Annotated in this window: 19 protein-coding genes; 10 read left to right on the forward strand and 9 right to left on the reverse strand. The window is 63.5% G+C overall.

Annotated elements, in window-relative coordinates; translation table 11 throughout:
- Positions 1-13: 13 nt before the first annotated feature.
- From fliR to alaS, 6 genes are all read left to right on the forward strand, one after another.
- Positions 14-775: a flagellar biosynthetic protein FliR gene (fliR, locus tag ACKUUH_RS02525; protein WP_407948280.1), complete on the forward strand. Its 762-nt coding sequence runs from the start codon at positions 14-16 to the stop codon at positions 773-775.
- A gap of 15 nt (positions 776-790) precedes the next feature.
- Entirely contained in the window at positions 791-1,870 is a 1,080-nt protein-coding gene (gene flhB, locus ACKUUH_RS02530) for a flagellar biosynthesis protein FlhB (RefSeq protein WP_407948281.1), read from the forward strand.
- A gap of 76 nt (positions 1,871-1,946) precedes the next feature.
- Positions 1,947-4,466 (forward strand): ATP-binding protein, encoded by a 2,520-nt coding sequence (locus ACKUUH_RS02535; RefSeq protein WP_407948282.1) that lies wholly within the window; start codon positions 1,947-1,949, stop codon positions 4,464-4,466.
- Positions 4,467-4,607: 141 nt separating this feature from the next.
- A complete protein-coding gene (locus ACKUUH_RS02540; RefSeq protein ID WP_407948283.1) occupies positions 4,608-5,666 on the forward strand; it encodes a fatty acid desaturase family protein in 1,059 nt (352 codons plus the stop codon).
- Positions 5,667-5,792: 126 nt separating this feature from the next.
- A complete protein-coding gene (recA, locus tag ACKUUH_RS02545; protein ID WP_407948284.1) occupies positions 5,793-6,893 on the forward strand; it encodes a recombinase RecA in 1,101 nt (366 codons plus the stop codon).
- A gap of 289 nt (positions 6,894-7,182) precedes the next feature.
- On the forward strand, positions 7,183-9,858 hold the full coding sequence (gene alaS, locus ACKUUH_RS02550; RefSeq protein ID WP_407948285.1) for an alanine--tRNA ligase: 2,676 nt from the start codon (positions 7,183-7,185) through the stop codon (positions 9,856-9,858).
- Between the two features lie 136 nt (positions 9,859-9,994).
- On the opposite strand, the gene ACKUUH_RS02555 is transcribed toward alaS, so the two are convergent.
- A complete protein-coding gene (locus tag ACKUUH_RS02555) occupies positions 9,995-11,218 on the reverse strand; it encodes an NADP-dependent isocitrate dehydrogenase (protein WP_407948286.1) in 1,224 nt (407 codons plus the stop codon).
- A 181-nt stretch (positions 11,219-11,399) separates the two neighbouring features.
- Between ACKUUH_RS02555 and ACKUUH_RS02560 the strand changes: the two genes are divergently transcribed.
- Positions 11,400-12,188 carry an RNA methyltransferase gene (locus ACKUUH_RS02560; RefSeq protein ID WP_407948287.1) on the forward strand — a complete coding sequence of 263 codons (789 nt, stop codon included), beginning with the start codon at positions 11,400-11,402 and terminating at the stop codon, positions 12,186-12,188.
- A 199-nt stretch (positions 12,189-12,387) separates the two neighbouring features.
- Entirely contained in the window at positions 12,388-13,008 is a 621-nt protein-coding gene (gene rpsD / locus ACKUUH_RS02565) for a 30S ribosomal protein S4 (RefSeq protein WP_322313891.1), read from the forward strand.
- A gap of 201 nt (positions 13,009-13,209) precedes the next feature.
- On the opposite strand, the gene grxD is transcribed toward rpsD, so the two are convergent.
- The 6 genes from grxD to purC all read right to left on the reverse strand — a co-directional run bounded on the left by grxD (position 13,210) and on the right by purC (position 17,873).
- The gene (gene grxD, locus ACKUUH_RS02570) at positions 13,210-13,548 is read right to left on the reverse strand and encodes a Grx4 family monothiol glutaredoxin (RefSeq protein WP_407948288.1); all 339 of its coding nucleotides are present in this window, start codon (positions 13,546-13,548) and stop codon (positions 13,210-13,212) included.
- Between the two features lie 29 nt (positions 13,549-13,577).
- Positions 13,578-13,814 carry a BolA family protein gene (locus ACKUUH_RS02575; protein ID WP_407948289.1) on the reverse strand — a complete coding sequence of 79 codons (237 nt, stop codon included), beginning with the start codon at positions 13,812-13,814 and terminating at the stop codon, positions 13,578-13,580.
- Positions 13,815-13,833: 19 nt separating this feature from the next.
- Positions 13,834-16,053 carry a phosphoribosylformylglycinamidine synthase subunit PurL gene (gene purL, locus ACKUUH_RS02580; protein WP_407948290.1) on the reverse strand — a complete coding sequence of 740 codons (2,220 nt, stop codon included), beginning with the start codon at positions 16,051-16,053 and terminating at the stop codon, positions 13,834-13,836.
- Positions 16,050-16,718 carry a phosphoribosylformylglycinamidine synthase subunit PurQ gene (gene purQ, locus ACKUUH_RS02585; protein ID WP_407948312.1) on the reverse strand — a complete coding sequence of 223 codons (669 nt, stop codon included), beginning with the start codon at positions 16,716-16,718 and terminating at the stop codon, positions 16,050-16,052. The genes purL and purQ overlap by 4 nt, the downstream gene beginning before the upstream one ends.
- A gap of 2 nt (positions 16,719-16,720) precedes the next feature.
- Positions 16,721-16,966 (reverse strand): phosphoribosylformylglycinamidine synthase subunit PurS, encoded by a 246-nt coding sequence (purS, locus tag ACKUUH_RS02590; RefSeq protein WP_407948313.1) that lies wholly within the window; start codon positions 16,964-16,966, stop codon positions 16,721-16,723.
- Positions 16,967-17,108: 142 nt separating this feature from the next.
- Entirely contained in the window at positions 17,109-17,873 is a 765-nt protein-coding gene (gene purC / locus ACKUUH_RS02595; RefSeq protein WP_322313886.1) for a phosphoribosylaminoimidazolesuccinocarboxamide synthase, read from the reverse strand.
- A gap of 363 nt (positions 17,874-18,236) precedes the next feature.
- Between purC and ACKUUH_RS02600 the strand changes: the two genes are divergently transcribed.
- Positions 18,237-18,554, forward strand: a complete 318-nt coding sequence (locus ACKUUH_RS02600; RefSeq protein ID WP_407948291.1) for a DUF1476 domain-containing protein — start codon at positions 18,237-18,239, stop codon at positions 18,552-18,554.
- On the opposite strand, the gene ACKUUH_RS02605 is transcribed toward ACKUUH_RS02600, so the two are convergent.
- Together ACKUUH_RS02605 and ACKUUH_RS02610 are read right to left on the reverse strand one after the other, a co-directional pair.
- Positions 18,545-19,075, reverse strand: a complete 531-nt coding sequence (locus ACKUUH_RS02605) for a PAS domain-containing protein (protein WP_407948292.1) — start codon at positions 19,073-19,075, stop codon at positions 18,545-18,547. The genes ACKUUH_RS02600 and ACKUUH_RS02605 overlap by 10 nt on opposite strands.
- Before the next feature lie 109 nt (positions 19,076-19,184).
- On the reverse strand, positions 19,185-19,883 hold the full coding sequence (locus ACKUUH_RS02610; protein ID WP_407948293.1) for a TetR/AcrR family transcriptional regulator: 699 nt from the start codon (positions 19,881-19,883) through the stop codon (positions 19,185-19,187).
- A gap of 100 nt (positions 19,884-19,983) precedes the next feature.
- Between ACKUUH_RS02610 and ACKUUH_RS02615 the strand changes: the two genes are divergently transcribed.
- Complete coding sequence (locus ACKUUH_RS02615) at positions 19,984-21,909, forward strand: pyrroloquinoline quinone-dependent dehydrogenase (RefSeq protein ID WP_407948294.1); 1,926 nt, start codon at positions 19,984-19,986, stop codon at positions 21,907-21,909.
- Positions 21,910-21,943 lie beyond the last annotated feature (34 nt).

Raw genomic sequence — 21,943 nt, forward strand, 5'->3', positions numbered from 1 at the left:
GACGCCGCATTCCATGATCACGGTCGACTTCCTGCCGCAAACGGCTTTCACCTTCATGCTGATCTTCTCGCGGCTCGCGGCGATGATCATGCTGCTGCCGGCGCTCGGCGAGACGAGCATTCCCGCGCAGGCGCGGCTGGTGCTGGCGCTGCTTCTGTCGATGGTGATGATGCCGCTTGTCGCCGCGTCCTACGGGCCGATACCGGGCACGGTTCCGGCGCTCGCCTTCATCGTCATTACGGAAATTGCCATCGGCCTCTTCATCGGCGGCGCGGCGCGGATCATCATGAGCGCGCTTCATGTCGCGGGTAACATCATCGCCCTGCAGATGAGCCTTGCCTTCGCGCAGAACGTCGACCCGACGCAGGGGCAGCAGGGCGTCCTCATCGCCAACTTCCTGTCGTTGCTCGCCGTGACGCTCATTTTCGCGACCAATCTCGACCACCTGATGATTGCCGCCATGCGCGACAGCTACGAACTTTTCGTGCCCGGACAGGCCATTCCCGTCGGCGATTTTTCGCAGATGGCGGTGAAGCTCGTCTCGAGCGCCTTCCGGATCGGGTTGCAGCTCGCGGCGCCCTTCCTCGTTTTCGGTCTCATTTTCTATGTCGGTATCGGCATTCTTTCGAGGCTGATGCCCCAGATCCAGATTTTCTTCATCGCGATGCCGGCCAACATCATGCTCGGCTTCTTCCTGCTGCTTTTCCTGCTCGGCGCCATGATGACGTGGTTCCTGCAGGGCTTCGAGCAGTCCGTTTCCATGTTCGCCGGTTAGCGGGGAGAGCGCGCCGTGTCGGACCAGGACGATTCAGAAAAAACAGAAGAACCAACACAACGAAAACTGGACGAAGCCCAGAAGAAGGGCGACGTCGTCAAGAGCCAGGAGATCAGCACCTGGTTCGTGATGATGGGCGGGGCCGTCGCCATTGCGCTTCTTGCCCCCGCGACCGCGAGTTCGCTCGCGGGCTCCCTCAAGGTCTTTCTCGCGCAGCCCGATGCCATTCCGATGGATGCCGAGCACCTGAGACGCATATGGCTCTCGGTCGGGCAGGACGCCTTCGGCGCGGTGATTGCACCGCTTGCCATTCTCGTCGGTGCGGCGCTTTTCGGACATCTCATTCAGAACGCACCGGTCTTTACGGCCGAGAACATGAAGCCGAAGCTCTCCAAGATTTCACCGAAGGAGGGACTGAAGCGTCTCTTCGGGCCGAAGAGCCTCATGAACCTTGCGAAGGGCATCGTGAAGCTCTGCGTGGTGGGCACGGTCTCGTTCCTGATCGTCTGGCCGGAGCGCGACCGGCTTGCGCTGATGATGACCTGGGATATCGCGCAGCTCCTGCCGCTCGTTCAAGCCATGGCCCTCAAGATGTTTGCGGGCGTGATCGCGGTCATGACCATCGTTGCGGCGCTCGACTACCTGTTCGAGCGGATGCAATGGATGAAGAAGCAGCGCATGTCCATCCAGGAAGTGAAGGACGAGTACAAACAGATGGAAGGCGATCCCACGGTGAAGGCGAAACTGCGCCAGATCCGGGTGGAGCGCGGCCGCAAGCGCATGATGGCCGCCGTGCCGACCGCCACCGTCATCATCACCAACCCGACCCACTATGCCGTGGCCCTCAAATACGAGCAGGGCATGGGCGCGCCGGTCGTGGTGGCCAAGGGCGTCGACGCTGTTGCCTTCAGAATCCGCGAAGTTGGCCAGGAACATGACATTCCGATCATCGAAAATCCGCCGCTCGCCCGCGCGCTCCACGCGACCGTGCAGATCGACGAGGAGATCAAACCCGAGCACTACAAGGCGGTCGCGGAGGTTATTGGCTATGTCATGCGTCTTAAGGCTAAGATGAGCCGAAGCGGCCGGAGATGATTCGGCCGGGGTGAGGTGATGTGCGCCGGCGCGGAGTTCCCGCATGCCGGAGGGGCGGGCACAGCAGGAGTAGGACATGGCCGAGACGCCGGCCGATCTTGCCGATAGCGGCGCGGACGGCATGGATGCCGCCGCAGCGCGCGAGGATGCGCAATGGTCGCTGCCTGCGCGGCGCTGGGTCGTCATCGGAGCGCTTGCGCTCGGTTTCGTGCTGGCTCTCCTCGATACGCTGGGCGTGCAGGCCTTCGGCATGCCGGGGGCGCTTACGGCGCTCGGTCTTGTCGCCATTGCCGCCGCCGTTCTCTACGGTCTTTCCGGCACCAGTTCCGAGACGCTCAGCCGTGCGCCGCTTGCGGCGGCGGACGCTCTGACGGCGCTGCCCGATCCCTGCTATGTGACCGACAGGCGCGGCGCGGTGCTTTTCGCCAACGAGGCCTACCGCTCGCTCTCGGGCGGCTTCGACGGCGGCAGGACCGTTCCGGTCGAACGGTTGCTCTCGGGCCGGGGCGAGGGGGCGGAGGCCTCCTTCCGGCTTGCGCAGGCGGCACGGACGGGATTTGCCGCTGAAGAAGACGTCCGCATCGGGCCGCCCAACGCGCAGCGCACCTATCGTGCGGTGGTTCGCCCACTCAGCGGGGCCTCGGGCGGCGCGGTCTGGCTGCTTCGCGACATGACGAGCGAGCGCGAGCGGGTCGAGATCGCCGAACGCACGCATTTGCGGTCTCTGTCCTATATCGAGCATGCGCCGTTCGGTTTCTTCGCGGCCAACGAGGACGGCGTCCTCATCTTCATGAATTCCCGGCTTGCCTCCTGGCTCGGCGTGGTTCCGGAAAGGCTGACCGAACGGAAAACGAAACTCTCCGAACTTGCGCTTGGCGAGGTTCCGGCGCTGGCGGATGGCTCTGTTGGCGACGATGAGACGATGCCACCGCTCGACGTCGACCTGAAAGGCGCCGACGGCAAGGCAATTCCAGTTCGCATCCTGCGTTCACGCGTACCGTCGACCGGCAAGCGGCCGCCGCGTGTCTTCGCGCTGGTGCTGACCCGGACAACGGGCGACAAGGCGGAGGAGACAGCGCGGGACGCGGAAATGCGCTTCGCCCGTTTCTTCAACAATGCGCCGATCGGTATTGCGACCATCGATGGCGAAGGCCGGATCGACAACGCGAACCGTTCCTTCGTCGCCTATGTGGGGGATGGCGTGGAGCGGGGGACGCAATTGACCTCGCTCCTCCTCGAGGAAGACCGCCCGGCGGTCGACGAGGCGGTCGCGAATGCGCGTGGGGGGCAATTCTCGGCAGCGCCCATAGATGTGCGGCTTGCGCGCAGCCCGGATCGCGTCGGTCAGCTTTACGCCTCGCGCGTGGACACGGGCGCGGGGGCGGGCATCGTGGTCTACATGATCGATGCGACGGAGCAGAAGTCGCTGGAGCTGCAATTCGCGCAGTCGCAGAAGATGCAGGCGGTGGGCCAGCTCGCGGGCGGCGTGGCGCATGACTTCAACAATCTTCTCACCGCGATCATCGGTTTCTGCGACCTGTTGCTCGCGCGGCACCAGGCGGGCGATCCTTCCTTCGCCGACGTCGTGCAGATCAAGCAGAACGCAAACCGCGCTGCCAATCTGACGCGGCAGCTCCTCGCTTTTTCGCGGCGGCAGACGCTGCGGCCCAAGGTTCTTTCGCTGACCGACGCTCTGGCGGAGCTGCAGAACCTGCTCGCACGGCTCCTGACCGAGAAGGTCGAACTCAAGATCGTTCACGGGCGAGAGCTTGGCCTCGTGAAGGTCGACCAGAACCAGCTCGAGCAGGTGATCATCAATCTCGCCGTCAATGCGCGCGATGCGATGCCGGATGGCGGGCGGCTCACCATCCGCACGGCCAACGTATCGGAGGCGGACAGCCGGGCGCTCGATCACCCGCTGATGCCGCATGGCGAATATGTGCTGATCGAGGTGGGCGATACGGGCACCGGCATTCCGAAGGAAAATCTCGGGAAAATCTTCGAGCCCTTCTTCACGACGAAGGATCCCTCCAAGGGGACGGGGCTCGGCCTTTCCACCGTCTACGGCATCATCAAGCAGACCGGCGGCTTCATCTTCCCCTATTCGACGATAGGGAAGGGGACGACCTTCCGCATCTATCTGCCGCGTTACATCGAGACCGCGGCCGACAAGGCGGCGGAAGCGGCGACCGTGGCTGCGGTGCCGGAAGCGACGGACCTCACCGGCAAGGGCACTATTCTCCTGGTCGAGGACGAGGACGCCGTGCGCACCTTCGCCGCGCGGGCGCTCGGCACCCGTGGATACGAGGTGTTGCAGGCCGAAAGCGGCGAGGTGGCGCTCGATGTCGTGCGCGGGCACGAAGGCCGCATCGATCTCGTCGTCTCGGACGTCGTCATGCCCAACATGGACGGGCCGACCATGGCGAAGGAGCTGAAAGGCCTGCTGCCGGGCATCCCGATCATCTTCGTCTCGGGCTATGCCGAAGACGCCTTTGCGAAGAATCTCGATCCCGATCAGGAGTTCCATTTCCTGCCGAAGCCCTTCTCCCTGAAGCAGCTTGCCGCCGCCGTGAAGGAAGTCATGGACGCCAAGTGAGCGGCGGGCAGGCGCCTCGTTCCCCGGAGCGCTGTGCGGCATTGCCGCGCATGGCATGAAAGCTGCCATGCAATACTGGTTTCACCCGGGTGGCGGGTGTATTTTGTGCCGGTATGACACGCTGAAGCGGGGGCCCGAACGATGTCCGTCGACCATCTGAGCGATCTGAGCCCTGAGAGCTCGCGGCCCGCGCGCACGAGCGCGGAGAACCATCGCGCGGCGCTTGCCATCGCGCGGCGGCATATGGGGCATGTCGCCTGGCCGACCGTTTTCGTCTCGCTCGGCTCGCTGGCGGGGCTTGCCGTCTCCAGCGCGGCGGCGCTCACCGGGCTCTGGCCCATGTGGGCCGCCATGTTCGTCAACGGCTATCTCCTGTTGATGCAGTTCATGGCCGTGCATGACGGCATCCATGATGGGATTTGCGGCGACGACAAGCGCTTCAAATGGCTGAACGACCTGCTCGCCTGGGTCGGCGGCATCCTGACGCTCATTCCCTATCGCGGTTACGATGTGATGCATCTCGCGCATCACCGCTATACCAACGATTTCGAACGCGATCCCGACACGTGGTGCGCGGGGCGCAACCCGCTTTTGCTGGTCCTGCGCTTCTTCACGCAGACGCCTCACTATGTCTACATGATGACGCGGATGGGGATGTGGAAGGACAAGGCGCTCCGGCGGCCCTATCTCATTGCGGGCGCGCATCACTTCGCGGCCTGGAGCCTGCTCGCCGTCGGTTTCGTCTATGGGTTCGGCGTCGAGATGGCGATGCTCTGGATCGTGCCGACCTTTCTCAACGTCGCGCTGATCGGGCTCATCTTCAATTACTTGCCGCACCGGCCGCACCTCTCGCAGGAGCGCTACACGGATTCCGGCGTCTTCCTGCTGCCGCGCGCCATCCACCGGCTGGTGACGGTGCTCGACATGTACCAGACCTATCACCTGATCCATCACCTCTTCCCGCGCATCCCGTTCCACCGGATCGGCCTTGCCTTCCACGAGATGCGGCCGATCCTCGAGGCGGAAGGGGCGACGATCCACGACTGGACGCATGCCTGGGACCGGAAGCCCGCGCGGGGAACCGCTGTGCCCGTTTCCGGCGTTGCGCCGGGCGCCCGGACGGCGAGGGCGGGGGGAACCGTAGTAACGCACGGTGCGCAGGCTGCTGCGGAAGCGGAACGTCACACGAACATGAACTGAATTTCCCTTTGTTCTCAAAGACTTGAATTTTCCGTTGCCAATGAGAACAAAATAAGTACATTAACCGTCATAGACGAACGGCGCGTTGCGCGACTCGGCGAGCAATGGAATAAGGGGAAATCGGTCATGTCCAAGAATGTAGTGAGCCTCGTGAAAGACGATTCCGACAAGAAGAAGGCGCTGGACGCCGCGCTCAGCCAGATCGAGCGCTCGTTCGGCAAGGGCTCCATCATGCGGCTCGGCAAGAACGAGCAGGTGGTGGAGATTGAATCGATTTCCACCGGCTCGCTCGGGCTCGATATCGCGCTCGGCATTGGCGGTCTGCCCCGCGGCCGCGTCATCGAGATCTACGGGCCGGAATCGTCGGGCAAGACGACGCTCGCGCTCCAGACCATCGCCGAAGCGCAGAAGGGTGGCGGCGTCTGTGCTTTCATTGATGCGGAGCATGCGCTCGACCCCGTCTATGCCCGCAAGCTCGGCGTGCAGCTCGACGATCTCCTGATCTCGCAGCCCGACACGGGCGAGCAGGCGCTCGAAATCGCCGACACGCTGGTGCGGTCCGGTGCCGTGGATATTCTCGTCGTCGACTCGGTGGCGGCGCTGACGCCCAAGGCCGAACTCGAAGGCGAAATGGGCGATAGCCTGCCGGGCCTTCAGGCGCGGCTCATGAGCCAGGCGCTTCGCAAGCTTACCGGTTCGATTTCCAAGTCGAACACGATGGTCATCTTCATCAACCAGATCCGCATGAAGATCGGCGTGATGTTCGGCAGCCCGGAGACGACGACGGGCGGCAATGCGCTGAAGTTTTACGCTTCCGTCCGCCTCGACATCCGTCGCATCGGCGCGATCAAGGAGCGCGAGGAAGTGGTCGGCAACCAGACCCGCGTGAAGGTCGTCAAGAACAAGGTTGCGCCGCCCTTCAAGCAGGTCGAATTCGACATCATGTATGGCGAAGGCATCTCGAAAACGGGCGAACTGGTCGATCTGGGCGTCAAGGCGGGCATCGTCGAGAAGTCCGGCTCCTGGTTCTCCTATAACAGCCAGCGCGTGGGGCAAGGCCGCGAGAACGCCAAACAGTTCCTCAAGGACAATCCCGATATTGCCGCCGAGATCGAGCAGGCGATCCGCCAGAATGCGGGTCTCATCGCCGAGAAGATCATGGAAATGCCGGCCGGCGCCGAGAGCGACGATGACGGCGATGCGGATGACATGGAGGCGAGCGCCTGACAGGCGCCGCCGGGCGGGCGAGACTGCCCTTTGACGGATTTCTCTGCTTCGGTTCGTTTGGCCGGGCATAAGAACGGCGCCGGGTACCCTCCGGCGCCGTTTTCCTTTGGAACACGCCTTTTCGCCGCAGCCCGTTTCCATGCCCTTTTCCAGGGCCCATTCTGGACAGCCGGGAGGGCGACAGGTAAAAGCTGGCACCTGTATTTGTTAATGGAACCGGGCGGATAGGGGCGCGAGGCGCCCGCCAGAATGTCCTCCCGAGGGTTCCAAGAGCGGAAGCGCAAGCGAGATGGCCGGCCTCAACGATATCCGACACAAGTTCCTGGAGTTCTTCCGGCACGAGGGCCACGAAGTCGTGCCGTCGGGTCCGCTCGTGCCGAATAACGACCCGACGCTGCTCTTCACCAATGCCGGCATGGTGCCCTTCAAGAACGTCTTCACCGGCCAGGAGACGCGGCCCTACCGCCGCGCGGCCAGCGCCCAGAAATGTGTGCGCGCAGGCGGCAAGCACAACGATCTCGACAATGTGGGCTATACGGCGCGCCACCACACCTTTTTCGAGATGCTCGGCAACTTCTCTTTCGGCGATTACTACAAGGAAGAGGCGATCAAATTCGCCTGGGACCTGATCACGAAGGAATTCGCGCTGCCGGAAAGCCGCCTCATGGTGACGATCTATGAGGATGACGACGAGGCGCACGGGCTCTGGAAGAAGATTGCCGGGCTTTCGGACGACAAGATCGTCCGGCTCGGCGCCAAGTCGAACTTCTGGCAGATGGGCGACACCGGTCCCTGCGGCCCGAACTCGGAAATCTTCTACGATCACGGGGAAAGAGTCCCCGGCGGCCCGCCCGGCAGCCCGGACGAGGATGGCGACCGGTTTATCGAAATCTGGAACCTCGTCTTCATGCAGTATGAGCAGCATGGCGACGGCTCGCGGACGCCGCTTCCCAAGCCCTCGATCGACACGGGCATGGGCCTCGAGCGGATCGCGGCGGTGCTTCAGGGCACGCATGACAACTACTCGACCGATCTGATGCGGTCGCTGATCGTGGCGTCCGCCGATGCGTCGAATTCCGATCCCGACGGTCCCCATTCGGTGAGCCACCGGGTTATCGCGGATCATCTGCGCTCGTCTTCCTTCCTCATCGCCGATGGCGTGATGCCCTCCAACGAGGGCAGGGGCTATGTGCTTCGCCGGATCATGCGCCGCGCCATGCGCCATGCGCAGATCGTCGGCGTGGCCGAGCCGCTGATGTACCGGCTGGTGCCGGCGCTCGTTCGCCAGATGGGCGATGCCTATCCGGAGCTCCGCCGCGCTGAAGCGCTTGTCACCGAGACGCTGAAGCTCGAGGAGACGCGCTTCCGCGATACGCTCGCGCGCGGTTTGAAACTTCTCGACGAAGAGGTCGAGGCGCTTGGCGGCAAAAGCGTGCTGCCCGGCGAGGTCGCCTTCAAGCTCTACGACACCTATGGCTTCCCGCTCGACCTGACGCAGGATGCGCTGCGCTCGCGCGGCTTGCGCGTCGATCAGACGGGCTTCGATGCGGCGATGGCGAAGCAGCGCCAGGATGCGCGCGCAGCATGGGTGGGGTCGGGCGAAAAGGCGACGGAAGCTGTCTGGTTCGAGTTGCGCGAGAAGGCAGGCGCCACTGAATTCCTCGGCTATGAATCGGAAATCGCGGAAGGCCAGGTCGTCGCGCTTCTTGTCGACGGCAAACCGGTCGGGAAGATCGCGGCGGGAGACGAGGCGGCAATCGTCACCAACCAGACGCCGTTCTACGGCGAATCCGGCGGCCAGGTCGGCGACACGGGCATTATTTTCTCGGCGGATGGCGCGGAGTTCCCCGTCATCGATACGGTGAAGAAGCTCGGCGACATGCATGTGCATCTCGGCAAGCTTGCGCGCGGAGAGCTTGCCGTCGGCGACATCGTCGAGATGAAGGTCGACAAAGGCCTGCGCGATGCGACGCGCGCCAATCATTCGGCGACGCACCTGCTGCATGAGGCGCTGCGCCGCGTGCTCGGACCTCATGTCACGCAGAAGGGTTCGATGGTCGGGCCGGAACGGCTGCGCTTCGACTTCAGCCACCCCAAGCCGATGACGGCGGAAGAGATCGCCGAGGTCGAGGCGATCGTGAACCGCGTGATCCGTCAGAACGCGGAAGTCTCGACGCGGCTGATGACGCCGGACGACGCTATCGCGGCGGGCGCGCTTGCGCTCTTCGGCGAGAAGTACGGCGACGAGGTTCGTGTGCTGGCGATGGGTCTCGACGAAGCGAAAGACAACGGCACCTATTCGGTCGAACTCTGCGGCGGCACGCATGTGCGCCGCGTCGGCGACATCGCGATCTTCAAGATCGTGAGCGAGAGCGCGGTCGCGTCCGGCATCCGCCGCATCGAGGCGCTGACGGCCGAGGGCGCGCGGCGCTATCTCGTGGAGCAGGAACGGACGCTGAAGGAAGCCGCGGGTGCGCTCAAGATCGCCCCGGAAGATCTCCCCTCCCGCGTCGTCTCGCTGATGGAGGAGCGCAAGCGTCTCGAGCGCGAGCTCGCCGAGGCGAAGAAGAAGCTCGCCCTGGGCGGTGGCGCTGCCTCCGGCGGCGCGGCGGAAGCGCCGGTTGAGATGGTGCACGGCATCAAGTTCATACCGCGCATATTAATGGGCGTTAGCCCGAAAGATTTGAAGAGCCTCGTCGACGAGATCGGTCGACAACACAGTGACTCGACAATCATTGCGCTTGCGTCGAAGGGAGATGACGGAAAAGCGGCAATCGTAGTTGGTGTCAGCGCGGATTTGATGTCGTCGAACAATGCTGTTGGTCTGGTCCAGATCGGGGCACAGCATATTGGCGGTAAGGGCGGTGGCGGACGTCCTGATATGGCGCAAGCGGGCGGACCAGACGGTGAGAGGCTGGATGAAGCGTTCGAAGCCATAAAGGCCGCAATCCAGCCAATGTCATAAGGCCATACAATTAACCGTCATGACCCGCTTTATGCGGGTCATCCACGTCTTTCTTCTCAGGATGCCGCCAAAGACGTGGATGGCCCGGACAAGCCGGGCCATGACGAATTAGGTTTGTTGTACGGAAGAGGCGGTATCACCCTGCCTTCGCCAGCGCCTTTTCGAGATTGCTCGCTACCTTGTCGAGGAAGCCTTCCGTCGACAGCCACTTCTGCTCGGAGCCGACGAGGAGCGCGAGATCCTTCGTCATGTAGCCACTCTCCACCGTCGAGACGCAGACCTTCTCGAGCTTGTGCGCGAACTCCGCCAGCGCGTCGTTGCCGTCGAGTTTGGCGCGATGCGTAAGACCGCGCGTCCAGGCGAAGATCGAGGCGATGGAGTTGGTCGAGGTTTCCTCGCCGCGCTGATGCGCGCGGTAATGGCGCGTCACCGTGCCGTGGGCGGCTTCGGCTTCCATGATGTCGCCATCGGGCGTCAGCAGCACGGAGGTCATGAGGCCGAGCGAACCGAAGCCCTGAGCGACCGAGTCCGACTGCACGTCGCCGTCGTAGTTCTTGCAGGCCCAGAGATAGCCGCCGGACCACTTCATCGCCGAGGCCACCATGTCATCGATCAGGCGATGCTCGTAGGTGATCTTCGCCGCGTCGAAGTCGCTCTTGAATTCCTTCTCGTAGATTTCCTGGAAGAGATTCTTGAAGCGCCCGTCATAGGTCTTGAGGATCGTGTTCTTGGTCGAAAGATAGACCGGGTATTTCCGGTCGAGGCCGTATTTCATGCAGGCGCGCGCGAAGTCGCGGATCGAATCGTCGAGGTTGTACATGCCCATGGCGACGCCTGCGCCGGGGAAGTTGAAGACTTCTTCCTCGATGCTCTCCTTGCCGTCCTCCGACACCCATTTCAGCGTGAGCTTGCCTTTGCCGGGAATGAGAACGTCGGTGGCCTTGTACTGGTCGCCGAAAGCGTGGCGGCCAATCACGATCGGTTCCGTCCAGCCGGGCACGAGGCGGGGAATGTTGCGGCAGATGATCGGTTCGCGGAAGACGGTGCCGCCCAGGATGTTGCGGATGGTGCCGTTCGGCGACTTCCACATCTTCTTGAGCTTGAATTCCGTAACGCGGGCTTCATCCGGCGTGATGGTGGCGCATTTCACGCCCACGCCGTGCCGTTTGATTGCTTCGGCGGCGTCGACCGTCACCTTGTCGTCGGTGGCGTCGCGGTGTTCCATGCCGAGGTCGTAATAGTCGAGTTCGAGGTCCAGATAGGGGAAGATCAGCTTGTCCTTGATCATTTGCCAGATGATCCGGGTCATCTCATCGCCATCGAGATCGACCACGGGGTTTGCGACTTTGATCTTCGGCATGGGGGGTCCTTCGACAGGTGACATACGAGCAACGGGCGCGCGCAGGGAGACACTGGGGCGCTGCGCGGAGGGGCCTGAAACCGGCCTACACCCCTATAACATTGCGGGGCGATTGATTAAAGACAGGCAATCGCTTATTGACCGCGCGGCAGCTTTACCCCACCCGAATTGACGGAGCGGCATGGCCGGAACAGATCGCACAAAAAATGAGCTTGCGGCCCCCTCGCCGGGGCCCGCCGTCATTCTCGTTGCGCCGCAGCTTGGCGAGAATATCGGCACGGCGGCGCGCGCCATGCTCAATTTCGGCCTCACGGACCTCCGGATCGTGCGCCCGCGCGACGGCTGGCCGAACGAGCGCGCCCGCGCGGCCGCTTCCGGCGCCGATATCGTCATCGACAATGTGCAGCTCTTCGACCGCACGGCGGATGCGGTTGCCGGTCTCGATTATATCGTGGCGACCACGGCGCGGGCCCGCGACATGGTGAAGCCGATCTTCACGCCCGAAACGGCGGCGGCGCGCATGCGGGAAGCCTTTGCGGGCGGCGGTCGGGCGGGGCTCCTTTTCGGGCCGGAGCGCACCGGCCTCGAAAACGACGATCTGGCGCTTGCCGACGCGCTGATGATGGTGCCGGTGAACCCGGCCTTTGCCTCGCTCAACCTCGCCCAATGCGTGTTGCTCATGTCCTATGAGTGGCACAAGGCGGGCGATGCGACCGAGGCGGAACGGATCGAGTACCAGCAGACGCGGCCCGCGAACAAGGAAGAGCTTCTCGGCTTTTTTGAGCATCTCGAAGGCGAACTCGACCGCTTCGGCTTCCTGAAGCCACCGGAGAAGCGGCCTTCCATGATCCGGAACCTTCGCAACATGTTCCAGCGCGCCAGGCTCACCGAACAGGAAGTCCGGACGCTCAGGGGCGTGGTCGCCGCGCTGACGAGGCGCTATCCGAAGGGCGAAGGGCCGGCGGAATAGGCCAGCCCCGGCCCATTTGACACCCCCGGTCCCCCGCGCTAAAACCCGCCTCGAACACGGGCTCCCGTCCATCTGTTTGGGGGAGCCCGGTTTCATTAGAACGCACCCGTGGGAAAGGCGACGCTTGTAGCCGGTCCCTGTCGGCCCGAAAGGGCAAAGGAGGGCGCGTTTCCTTAACTTTTGACCCAAGGAAATCGCGATGACAAAGCGCCAGGAGTCCAAGTACAAAATCGACCGCCGGATGGGCGAAAACATCTGGGGTCGCCCGAAGAGCCCGGTCAACCGCCGCGAATACGGTCCCGGCCAGCACGGACAGCGCCGCAAGGGCAAGCTTTCCGACTTTGGCGTACAGCTCCGCGCCAAGCAGAAGCTCAAGGGTTTCTACGGCAATATTTCCGAAAAGCAGTTCCGCGGCATCTACAAGGAAGCCGACCGCCTGAAGGGCGACACGGGCGAGATCCTGATCGGCCTGCTGGAGCGCCGTCTCGACGCGGTCGTCTACCGCGCGAAGTTCGTGCCGACCGTCTTCGCCGCCCGCCAGTTCGTGGGCCACGGCCATGTGCTCGTGAACGGCAAGCGCGTCAACGTGCCGAGCTACCGCGTGCGCGAGGGCGACGTGATCGAGGTTCGCGAGAAGTCGAAGCAGCTTGCGCTCGTTCTTGAAGCCGCGCAGAGCGCCGAGCGCGACACGCCGGACTATCTCGAAGTCGATCACGACAAGATGGTTGCGAAGTTCGTGCGCACGCCCGCCTTTGCGGATGTTCCCTACGCCGCGCACATGGAACCGAACCTCGTCATCGAATTCTACTCGCGCAGCTAATCGCTGCGGGCGATACAGCAAACGAAAAGGCCCCGGAAATCCGGGGCCTTTTTTGTTTTCATTTACTCTCAAGTTCGTCATGGCCCGGCTTGTCCGGGCCATCCACGTCTTTGGCCGCAAGAAAGAAAAAGACGTGGATGACCCGCCCTCCTTTAAAATCATATGGGCGGGTCATGACGGGATGGGTATGAGTACGAGCTCTTACACCGCTTCCGTCTCGACGCCCTTCTGGGCGAGGAAGTCGCGCAGTTCGCCCTGCTCGAACATCTCGCGGACGATGTCGCAGCCGCCGACGAATTCGCCCTTCACATAGAGCTGCGGGATGGTCGGCCAGTCGGAGAATTCCTTGATGCCCTGGCGGATGTCGTCATCCTCCAGCACGTTGATGCCCTTGAAGGGGACGCCGAGATAAGTCAGCACCTGCACGACGGCGTTCGAGAAGCCGCATTGCGGAAAGACGGGCGTGCCCTTCATGAAGAGGACGACGTCCTCGCTGGACACTTCGCTCTTGATGCGGTCGAAAACCGGATTTTCGCTCATCTCTTCAACTCCTCTCGCCGTGAGGCGGGTCAATCCTGAGGCGCGCTCGTCTGCAGCGCCAATGCGTGAAGCTCGTTTCCCATGCCGCCCTTCAGCGCCGCATAGACCATCTGGTGCTGCTGCACGCGGGTCTTGCCCTTGAAGGAAGCGGAGATGACGTTTGCGGCATAGTGGTCGCCATCGCCGGCCAGATCGCGGATATCGATAACAGCATCGGGAATCGCTTCCCTGATGAGGCGCTCGATTTCCGATGCAGTCATGGCCATGCCGCGGTCTCCGGGTAGGTTAAAGTTCGGCGCCTGCCGCCATATAGGCGGGCAGCCAGCCTTCATGGGCGGCTTTCATCCCAGCCAATGATATGGGAATGCCGCCATTGACTGTCAATTCGCGACCACCTGTCGCGCCGAGCCGTGCCGCGGCCACGCCCGCCTTCGCCGCGCGGGCGAGAAGGGCGGCGGCGTCCGCTTCCGGCAGCGTCACGAGGTAGCGTGCCTGGTCCTCGGCGAAGGCCCAGCAATGGAGCGGGAGGTCCGTTTGCGGCTTCAGGCTCGCCCCGATGCCGCCCGCCATCGCCATTTCGGCCGCCGAGACGAGAATGCCGCCATCCGAGACGTCGTGGACAGCGGTCAGGTTTCCGGCCCGGATTTCCTCGCGCACGAAGTCGCCGTTGCGGCGCTCCAGGGCGAGGTCGACGGGCGGCGGCGCGCTCGTATCGTCGCGCAGGCCCGCAATATCGCGCAGATAGATCGACTGGCCGAGATGGCCCTTCGTCTCGCCGATGACGATGATGGCTTCGCCTTCCGCCTTGAAGGCGACGGTCGCGCGCTTTGTATAATCCGGCAGCAAGCCCACGCCGCCGATGGCGGGCGTCGGCAGGATGCCCTTGCCGTTCGTTTCGTTGTAGAGCGACACGTTGCCCGACACGACCGGGAAGTCGAGCGCGCGGCAGGCTTCGCCGATGCCCTCGATGCAGCCGACGAACTGGCCCATGATGTCGGGCTTCTCGGGATTGCCGAAATTCAGATTGTCGGTGACGGCAAGCGGTTCGGCACCCACGGAAGTCAGGTTCCGCCAGCATTCGGCGACCGCCTGCTTGCCGCCTTCCGCGGGGTCTGCCGCGCAATAACGCGGCGAGACGTCGAGCGAGAAGGCGAGACCCTTCGGTCCATCCTCGACGCGGATCACGGCGGCGTCGCCGCCCGGTCCGATCGCCGTGTTGCCCTGAATCAGGTGATCGTACTGTTCCCAGATCCAGCGGCGCGAGCACATGTCGGGCAGGGCGAGCATCTTCGTCAGCACCTCGCCGAGATCGTTCGGGGCGGGCGCATCGGCGGGCGCGAGCGGCTTCGGTTTTGCCGCCTTCACGAAGGGACGGTCATATTCCGGCGCCTGGTCGCCCAGTTCCTTGATCGGCAGGTCGGCCATCACGTCGCCATGCCGCCGCACGCGGAAGCGCAGATCGTCGGTCGTCCGGCCGATCACGGCGAAGTCGAGGCCCCATTTGACGAAGATCGCCTCGGCATCCTTTTCGTGCGCCGGGTCCAGCACCATGAGCATGCGCTCCTGGCTTTCCGACAGCATCATCTCGTAGGCCGTCATGCCTTCTTCGCGGCAGGGCACCTTGTCGAGATCGAGTTCGACGCCGAGATCGCCCTTGGCGCCCATTTCGACGGCCGAGCAGGTGAGGCCCGCCGCGCCCATGTCCTGGATCGCGATGACGGCGCCGGATGCCATCAATTCGAGGCAGGCTTCGAGCAGCAGCTTTTCGGAGAAGGGATCGCCGATCTGCACGGTGGGGCGCTTCTCTTCGGAGTTTTCACCGAATTCGGCGGACGCCATGGTCGCGCCGTGAATGCCGTCGCGGCCGGTCTTCGAACCGAGATAGACGATGGGCAGGCCTACGCCCTTCGCTTCGGAATAGAAAATCTTGTCGGCATCCGCGAGGCCCGCCGCGAAGGCGTTGACGAGGCAGTTGCCGTTGTAGCTCGGATCGAAATTCACTTCACCGCCGATGGTCGGCACGCCGAAGGAATTGCCGTAGCCGCCGATGCCGGCAACGACGCCGGAAACGATGTGGCGCGTGCGCGGATGGTCGGGCTCGCCGAAGCGCAGCGCATTGAGCGCCGCCACGGGACGCGCGCCCATGGTGAAGACGTCGCGCAGAATGCCGCCCACGCCCGTTGCCGCGCCTTCATGCGGTTCGATGTAGGAGGGGTGGTTGTGGCTTTCCATCTTGAAGATGATCGCCTGGCCGTCGCCGATATCGACGACGCCCGCATTCTCGCCCGGTCCGCAGATGACGCGGGGGCCGGTGGTAGGCAGCGTCCTGAGCCATTTCTTCGAGGATTTGTAGGAGCAGTGCTCGTTCCACATGGCGGAGAAGATGCCGAGCTCGGTCAGCGTCGGTTCGCGGCCGATCAGGTCGAGAATGCGCTGGTACTCGTCGGGCTTGAGGCCGTGTTCGGCGACAAGCTCCGGTGTGATCCTGACATCGTTCGGTATCACGCCACGGCCTCCAGAACGCTTTCGAAGAGTGCGCGTCCGTCGGTCGCGCCGTTCAGCGGTTCGATCATGTTTTCGGGATGCGGCATCATGCCGAAGACATTGCCGCGCTCATTGAGAATGCCGGCGATGTCGTTCAGCGAGCCGTTGGGGTTCGTGCCTTCGGCATAGCGCAGGCCCACGCGGCCTTCGCCTTCCAGGCGCTTCAGCGTTTCCGCGTCGGTGAAATAATTGCCGTCGCCATGCGCGACCGGGCAGCGCCAGACCTCGCCTTGCCTGTATTTCCGCGTGAAGTCCGTGTCGGCATTCGCGACTTCGAGCTTCACTTCCTTGCAGACGAATTTGAGGCCCGCGTTACGCATCAGCACGCCGGGCAGCAGGCCCGCTTCGCAGAGAATCTGGAAGCCGTTGCAGATGCCGAGCACGCGCACACCCTTGTCCGCCGCCTTCGCGATCGCGGGCATGATGCGCCCGCGCGCGGCGATGGCGCCGGTGCGCAGATAGTCGCCATAGGAAAAGCCGCCGCAGAGCACCACAAGGTCGAGATCGGGCAGCTCCGTGTCGGCATGCCAGATGGGGACCGGTTTGCTGCCCGTGATGATTTCGAGAGCGCGAAGCATGTCGCGCTCGCGGTTCGAGCCGGGAAAGACGACGACGCCGGACTTCATGCTCACTGCTCGTCGATCTCCACCGCGTAGTTTTCGATCACCGTGTTCGCGAGAAGCTTCTTGCTCATCTCGTCGAGCGCGGCACGGGCTTTCGCCGGGTCTTTTTCCGCGAGTTCGACCTCGAAGAGCTTGCCCTGGCGCACGCTTTCGACGCCCGAAAAGCCGAGAGAGCCGAGCGCTCCCTCGATTGCCTTGCCCTGCGGGTCGAGAACACCGTTTTTCAGCGTGACCTTGATGCGCGCCTTCATACTTCCTCGTCTTCCTTCATTTGTCATTGCCGGGCCCTCCTTCAATTTCAAGGATGCCGGCAATCCAGGGGCCGCTTGCTCTGAACGTGCGGCTCTGGATGCCCGGATCAAGTCCGGGCATGACGTCCGCCTGTGGCGAACGTCATTTCACCAGCGTGGGGCCGCCACGGCGCTTCGGCTCGTTCTCCACGAGCACGCCGAGCCGCCGCGCGACTTCCTGATAGGCTTCGACCAATCCGCCCATGTCGCGGCGGAAACGATCCTTGTCGAGCTTGTCGTTGGTCCGGATGTCCCACAACCGGCAGCAATCGGGGCTGATCTCGTCGGCCAGCACCACGCGCACCATGTCGCCTTCGTAGAGACGGCCGAACTCGACCTTGAAGTCGACGAGACGGATGCCGACACCAAGGAAGAGGCCGGTCAGGAAGTCGTTAATGCGCAGAGCGAGCGCCATCATGTCGTCGATTTCCTGCGGCGTCGCCCAGCCGAAGGCCGTGATGTGCTCTTCGGAGACCATCGGGTCGTGCAACTCGTCGTTCTTGTAATAGAACTCGATGATCGAGCGCGGCAGCATCGTGCCTTCCTCGATTCCGAGACGCTTCGACAGCGACCCGGCCGCCACGTTCCGCACCACCACCTCGCAGGGGATGATCTCGACTTCGCGGATCAACTGCTCGCGCATGTTGAGCGAGCGGATGAAATGCGTCGGTACGCCGATTTCGTTCAGGCGCGTGAAGATGAACTCGGAGATGCGATTGTTGAGAACGCCCTTGCCTTCGATGGTGGCGCGCTTCGTCGCGTCAAAGGCAGTCGCGTCGTCCTTGAAGTGCTGGATCAGCGTGCCCGGCTCCGGGCCTTCATACAGCACCTTGGCCTTGCCTTCGTAAACGCGTCTGCGCCGGCTCATGTCGTGATTCCAATCGGTTAGCCCGGAGAGCGACTCCGGGGCTTGGGTATCGTTCCGCACGGATTCGAGGGCCGCTCGATGCGGGAAGGAGAACCGGGGGCGGCTGCGGAATCGGCTCTCCGGCGTGCGCAAGGTAACGCAAGGCCAGACGCGATACAATGAGCCTTTGTTGCGCCGCACGCCCGGAAAAAAGGGTCCGGAAATCAGTGGCTTAGCTATTTCGTCGCAGCGAGCCCCGTGTCGTCCGATCGCGGTTGATTTGAGGGAAATGGACGGCTATGCCTAGGGCCAATTCCCTGCTGGTGAGGCCGGTACGCATCCCGGGCGGCCTTGGCCGGAGTTTTGAACGGAGAGACCCCATTCATGTCCACCTTCGACAAGCGCGAAGACGGTTTCGAGAAGAAGTTCGTCCATGACGAGGAGATGCGCTTCAAGGCCAATGCGCGCCGCAACAAGCTGCTCGGCCTCTGGGCGGCGGAGAAGATGGGGCTCGGCGGCGATGCTGCTGCCGCATATGCGCAGGAAGTCGTCGCGGCCGATTTCGAGGAAGCGGGTGACGAAGATGTCTTCCGCAAGATCCGGCGGGACTTCGATGCCAAGGGCGTCGACCAGTCCGATCACCAGATCCGCCGGACCATGGCCGAGCTGATGGACGAGGCGATCCGCCAGCTTCAGAGCTGAAGCTGGTTCTCGAAAATCGAAATACAGCCCAGCAGGAGAATATCGTCCGGGCCTGAGCCCTCTATGGGCAGGTGGACGAATTCGAGCTGCAGGAAATCGCGGTCCACGCCGTGAAGGCGTCCATGCGTGACATGGACGCGGCGCTCCTCCGTCACCATGCGGTAGACGCCGGCGTTGGGCGCCACATGGGCCGGGTGGTAGAAGCCCGAGATGGAGAGCCCTGTCGGGTCGAAATCGAGCCAGCGCGTCAGGTGCGTGCCGACGACCCGGAGCCGCCAGTCCTCGCCGTCCTGATCGATCCGCTCGAGCATGAAGATGCTCGGCAGCAGGGGGGCGGTTTCGCGGCAGGGGAGGTTTGAGCGGCCGAGCAGGCGTCCGTTGCCGCTGTGCTTCTTCCAGAAGGCAATGAGATTGCGCGACTGGGGATGTGCGGCCGTCCCGACCGGAACCACGCTGGTTTCGATCCGCCGCACGGCGCCTTCCGTCCCCCTTGCCGCATATGCCTGGTGTTCCGCGAACATCTTTCGGGCCTTTGCGTCCGTCGCGCCGCCCCTCGCGGGCGCGTCCCGCCAATTTCGCCGCAAACGCTATAAGATGCCGTTAATACGCTTCTTTTGGTCTTTCTGTGGTTCACACAGCGGCGCCGGTGAGCGTTGCGGCAAAGGCTGCAGCGGCGGTTTCTCTGGCATTTTCCTCGCTGAGGCCCGGAATTCTGTTTGCTGCGGATTCGCGCATCCGGTGCATGGCGCCCCAGGCCACGGCTTCGATGGCGAGCCGCGCCGCGAGCTTCAGGGCGGGGGAGGGGGCGTCTTTGCGGCCCATGGCCTTCATGGCGATGCTGGCGAGCGCGTCCCTGTGCTGGCCGCGTAGCTCCCGCGCATGCAATTGCCCGAATTCGGGGATATCCATGGCACATCGGTCAACAAGCCAGATTGCCTGCCGAGCCTCGTGCAGCATGTCGTAAAGCTCTCGGCCGATGGCAAGGAGCACCTCGCGGTCGACCTTGGCGCGCGGCTTCAGGGCGGCGTCCAAGGATGGCCAGTGCCGAACTTCCGCCGCCCGCGTGACAAACACCGCCACTGTCTCCGCCATGCCGGGATCGGCAAGGGGCAGGGCGAGTGCGTCGAGTGGCCGGGCGCAGAGCTTCAGGATCGCCAAGTGGAAGAGCGCTTCCTTGCTCGAAACATAAAGGTAGAGCGCGCCGGCCGACACGCCGGCCGCCTTTGCTACATCCGTCATCTGCGTTCGCCTCACGCCCAGGTCGGTGAAGCAGGCAATCGCCGCTTCGGCGATTGCCTCCAGTTTCCGCGGTTCCTTTTTGCGTGCCACGCCGTCTCCTTTTTCGGGCCTCTCCGGCTTGCGAATCGTCTTGACTCCTAGAATAAATGAATGAATCATTCAGTCAAATTATTTCATCGGGAGACGGGACATGATCCGCACGGTTGCGCTGGTTCTTATCGGGCTGATGGCGTCGTTCTCTCCGGCGCGGGCCGAAGCGGGTTGGTCTCATTACGGCGGCGATGCGGGCGGCACGCGCCATTCCATCGCGGCGGAGATTACGCCCGGGAATGTGGGGGAGCTTCAGCGCGCCTGGCTTTATCGCACGGGCGACATGACGGCCCGCGCGGACGACATGAAATACAGCGCCTTCGAGGGAACGCCGATCCTCGTCGCGGGCGCGCTCATCTTCTGCACGCCCTTCAACGAAGTGATCGCGCTCGATCCAGGCACGGGTGCCGAGAAGTGGCGCTACGATCCAAAAGTTGAGGGCGGTTACCGTCCCGCCAATCAGTTCGTCTGCCGGGGTGTCACGCATTGGGCCGATGCGGCGGCGGGCGAGGGCGATCTCTGCGCTTCGCGCCTCTTCATGGGCACGACTGACGGACGCCTCGTCGCCCTCGACGCGCCGACCGGTCAACCTTGCCTCGGTTTCGGCATGGATGGCGAGGTGACAATCGATCCCGGCATGCCGCTTCTGACGCGCAGCGAGTTCCAGATCACCTCGCCTCCCGTCGTCGCGCGCGGGGTTGTCGTGATCGGCTCGGCCATCGGCGACAACCAGCGTGCGGATGCGCCGCGCGGCACGGTGCGTGCCTATGATGCGCGCACGGGCAAGCCGCGCTGGAGTTTCAATCCCGTGGCGCGGGGAGCGAAAGACTTTCCTTCGGACTGGCAGGACGGCTCGGCGGAGCGCACCGGCCATGCCAATGCATGGGCACCAATGTCGGCGGACGAAGCGCGCGGTATGGTCTTCGTCCCGACCTCTTCGCCGTCGCCGGACTTTTTTGGCGGTGAACGCGTGGGCAACAACGCCTATGCGAATTCCGTCGTTGCGCTCGATGCGACGAGCGGCGACGTGCGCTGGCATTTTCAGACCGTGCATCACGATGTCTGGGACTACGATCTCCCCGCGCAGCCGAGCCTCGTCACCTTGCAGCGTGACGGCAAGCCGCTCGACGCGGTGGTGCAGGTGACGAAGACCGGCCTCGTCTTCGTGCTCGACCGCGATACCGGCAAGCCCGTCTTCGAAGTCGGGGAGCGGCCCGTTCCGCAGGGCGGCGTTCTCGGTGAAGTGCTGTCGCCGACGCAGCCTTTCCCGGTCGCACCGCCGCCATTGGTCCCGCAGAAGCTTTCGGCCGATGACGCCTGGGGACTTACCTTCTGGGATCGCAATGTCTGTCGCGAGCAGATCGCCGCGGCCCGCTCGGAAGGGATTTTCACGCCACCGTCGGAGCAGGGGACGATCCTCTTTCCGTTCACGGGCGGCGGCGCCAACTGGGGCGGCATGGCGTTCGATCCCGCAAGCCAGATCATGTATGTCAACACGAGCCGCGCGGCGCATATCGTTACCTTGATCCCGCGTGACAAATTCGCGGAAGCGAAGGCGGCGGAACCGGACAAGGAGATTTCCCCGCAAACGGGAACGGCGTGGGGCATGAAGCGCGACATTCTTCTGTCGCCCATCGACCTGCCATGCAACAAGCCGCCTTTCGGCATGCTTCACGCGATCGACCTCAATGATGGAACGATCAAGTGGGAGAGCGTGCTCGGCACGGTCCGCGATCTTGCGCCCGTTCCCCTGCCGTGGAAGACGGGCACGCCGAACTTCGGCGGTCCGGTCGTCACTGCCGGAGGCGTCGTCTTCATCGGCGCCGCGATGGACAATTATCTGCGCGCCTACGACGCCGCCTCGGGCGAGGAGTTGTGGAAGGGCCGTCTTCCCGCTGGCGGGCAGGCGACACCGATGACTTACGAATGGGAGGGGCGCCAGTATGTCGTCATCGCCGCGGGCGGCCATTCGACATCGACGACCACGCTCGGGGATTCCATGGTTGCCTTCGCGCTGCCGGATTAGCCCCGCATTCCGCTTGTCATCGTGCCGCGCCTCC

It is taken from the genome of Parvibaculum sp. (assembly GCF_045863935.1).
GTDB lineage: Bacteria > Pseudomonadota > Alphaproteobacteria > Parvibaculales > Parvibaculaceae > Parvibaculum.